Annotated in this window: 2 protein-coding genes and 1 tRNA gene; 1 reads left to right on the forward strand and 2 read right to left on the reverse strand. The window is 57.0% G+C overall.

Annotated features, from left to right (window positions below):
• Nucleotides 1–308, reverse strand: a 308-nt coding sequence (locus WH50_RS26725) for a hypothetical protein (RefSeq protein WP_207780484.1), incomplete at its 3' end; no start/stop codon positions are given.
• Between the two features lie 27 nt (nt 309–335).
• A tRNA-Met gene (locus tag WH50_RS25155) sits at nt 336–412 on the reverse strand.
• Nucleotides 413–668: 256 nt separating this feature from the next.
• Between WH50_RS25155 and WH50_RS25160 the strand changes: the two genes are divergently transcribed.
• Nucleotides 669–2,252 (forward strand): MDR family MFS transporter, encoded by a 1,584-nt coding sequence (locus tag WH50_RS25160; RefSeq protein WP_110190159.1) that lies wholly within the window; start codon nt 669–671, stop codon nt 2,250–2,252.
• Nucleotides 2,253–2,553: the final 301 nt, after the last annotated feature.

Genomic DNA, 2,553 nt, shown 5'->3' on the forward strand with positions numbered 1-2,553 from the left:
AATAGTTGACCACTACAAACCCAGAATGCGAAAAGGGCGATCACCTTTCGGTAATCGCCCTTTCCTAAATGTAGTTGCGGGGCCAGATGTGAACTGACGACCTTCGCCCCGGGGTTATAAGCAGTGAGCCCGACTTGCTCTCTTCCCAAACCCAGAATGCGAAAAGGGCGATCACCTTTCGGTAATCGCCCTTTCCTAAATGTGGTTGCGGGGGCCAGATGTGAACTGACGACCTTCGCCCCGGGGTTATAAGCAGTGAGCCCGACGCTTTCTTTTCCCAAATCCCAGAATGCGAAAAGGGCGATCACCTTTCGGTAATCGCCCTTTCCTGAATGTGGTTGCGGGGGCCAGATTTGAACTGACGACCTTCGGGTTATGAGCCCGACGAGCTACCAGGCTGCTCCACCCCGCGTCGACAGGGCGCATACTAGGCAACTCCCCCCTTCATTGCAAGTAATTATTTGAATTTAAATACGATTTTCTCGACAACAAGGCATTTGCAAGCGTGGCTACCGGGCTGAAACCCGCTTGCTGCATGGGCTTTAGCCGACTGTGCACGCCATTGTTCTGCAATCGATGGTTGCTATTTTTAATCATCCGATTAGTTTCTTTCTTCACGATTCAATAGCTAATTCTCGTTTATTGCTTGCTGCCGGAGTCTGGCGTTTATGTACGAATCCCTGGTTGATGACCCGTTAGAAGCCCTCAAGGCCAGATATGGCACGGGTTATCGCCTGCGAGCCATGCTCACCGTGATGCTCGGCACACTGTCAGTGCTGCTGGCATCGACCATGATCAACGTTGCCATCCCGCAGATGATGACGACCTTTCATGTGGCGCAGACCGAAGCCCAATGGCTGGTGACGGGCTTTCTGGCCTGTATGACCGCCTCCATGCTGGCCAGTGCCTGGTTTCTGCGCGAATTTGGCCAGCGTGGCAGCTATGTGATCTGCATTGGCTTATTCGCCCTCGCCGCCGTGCTAGGCGGGCTTAGCTCCAACTTCTGGCTGCTGGTGCTGTCGCGCTGCTTGCAGGGTGCGATGGCCGGGGTGATTCAACCGCTCGGTATCATCACCATCTATAAGCTTTACCCACCGGAGAAACGCGGCACCGGCATGGGCATCTATGGCCTCGGCGTGATTCTAGGGCCGGCATTAGGGCCAGCGCTGGGCGGTGGTCTGGTGGATGCCTTTGGCTGGCAGTCGATCTTCTTTGCCTCTCTGCCCATCGCCGCCCTCGCGCTGGTGATGGCTCTGCGCTATATGCCCAAAGCCCCCGCCAATCAGAAGCCCATGCCGCTGGATATTCTCGGCCTGATCATTCTGCTGGCCGCGATCCTCGGGCTGCTGTGGGCCTTCTCCAACGGCAAAATGTGGGGCTGGAGCCACCCTGCTATCCTGTTTGCCTTCGCGGTAGCGCTGCTCGGGGGGCTCAGTTTTATCTGGCGCTGCAAAACGACCGCTCACCCGCTGGTCCACCTCGATGTGTTCAATGCTCCGGGAGTCTGGAGCTGCACCCTTATCACCCTGTGTCTGGGTGCAAGCCTTTATGGTTCTACCTATCTGATTCCGCTGTTCAGCCAGCAGATACTGCATTTCACGCCGACCGAATCCGGCCTGCTGCTGATGCCAGCGGGGATTGCCTCCGCCCTGATGTTCCCGGTGGCGGGTGTACTGGCTGACCGGCTGCCTCCTTACCTCAGCATCATGCTGGGTATGCTGCTGTTTGCCCTGTCGTGCCTGCTGTTTGCGCTGATTGATCAGACCGCGGTATTTCTCTGGCTGGTCACCATTGCCATCATCGGCCGGGTCGGGATCAGCCTGATCTTCCCGGCGCTGAACACCGGCACCTTGCGCCTGTTGCCAGCGCAGATGCTGGCCAGCGGCGCGGCGCTGTTCAGTTTTATCCGTCAGCTGGGCAGTGCGGTGGGGGTCAATGGTGTATCCATCTGGCTGGACTGGCGTCAGCATCTGCATCACAGCCAGCTGCAGCAAGGTAACGCAGAGCAGCTGTGGAACAATGCCCTGAGTCATTACGTCTACAGCTGGTTTACCGGACATGAACAATTGCAGATGCTTTGCCAGCAGGACTGCAGCAGCCAGCTGAACCAGTTACTGCCCGATATGCTGGGGTTCAGTGACAGCTTTCTCAGCATGATGCTGATCGCCCTGCTGATACTGATCCCGGCGTGGCGCCTGAGAACCCATATACAGCCGCGCCCCCGTGTGGAGGCCGTGGTCAGCAATGGCTAGCAGGTCGTTGAAAATCTATCTGCGTTGCCGAATACCGCGTCAAAAACAGGCTCACAGCCAACGGCTGAACGTGCTTTAGCACGGCCCCGAAGGGGCGAGCGGAGCGAGTCAAGTGCTCATTTAGACCACTAAACTCAGCTGTTGCGCCTGCTTCTTGTGCCCTCTGGGTATTTCATTGTCTCGGTTGCCTCGAGCACGCTTCTCAACAGCATGCATATAAACCACTGCCCGTGGTACGGAGGCTGCCTCTTTAGCTGCTCAATAACGGCACCGCCTGTCAGCAGGCGCCAGGCGACAGAAC

Source organism: Pokkaliibacter plantistimulans (assembly GCF_003194385.1).
In the GTDB taxonomy this organism is placed as follows: domain Bacteria; phylum Pseudomonadota; class Gammaproteobacteria; order Pseudomonadales; family Balneatricaceae; genus Pokkaliibacter; species Pokkaliibacter plantistimulans.

Coding starts and splice junctions, on each gene's coding strand:
- WH50_RS25160 (WP_110190159.1), top strand. CDS start 669: ATGTACGAATCCCTGGTTGATGACCCGTTAGAAGCCCTCAAGGCCAGA.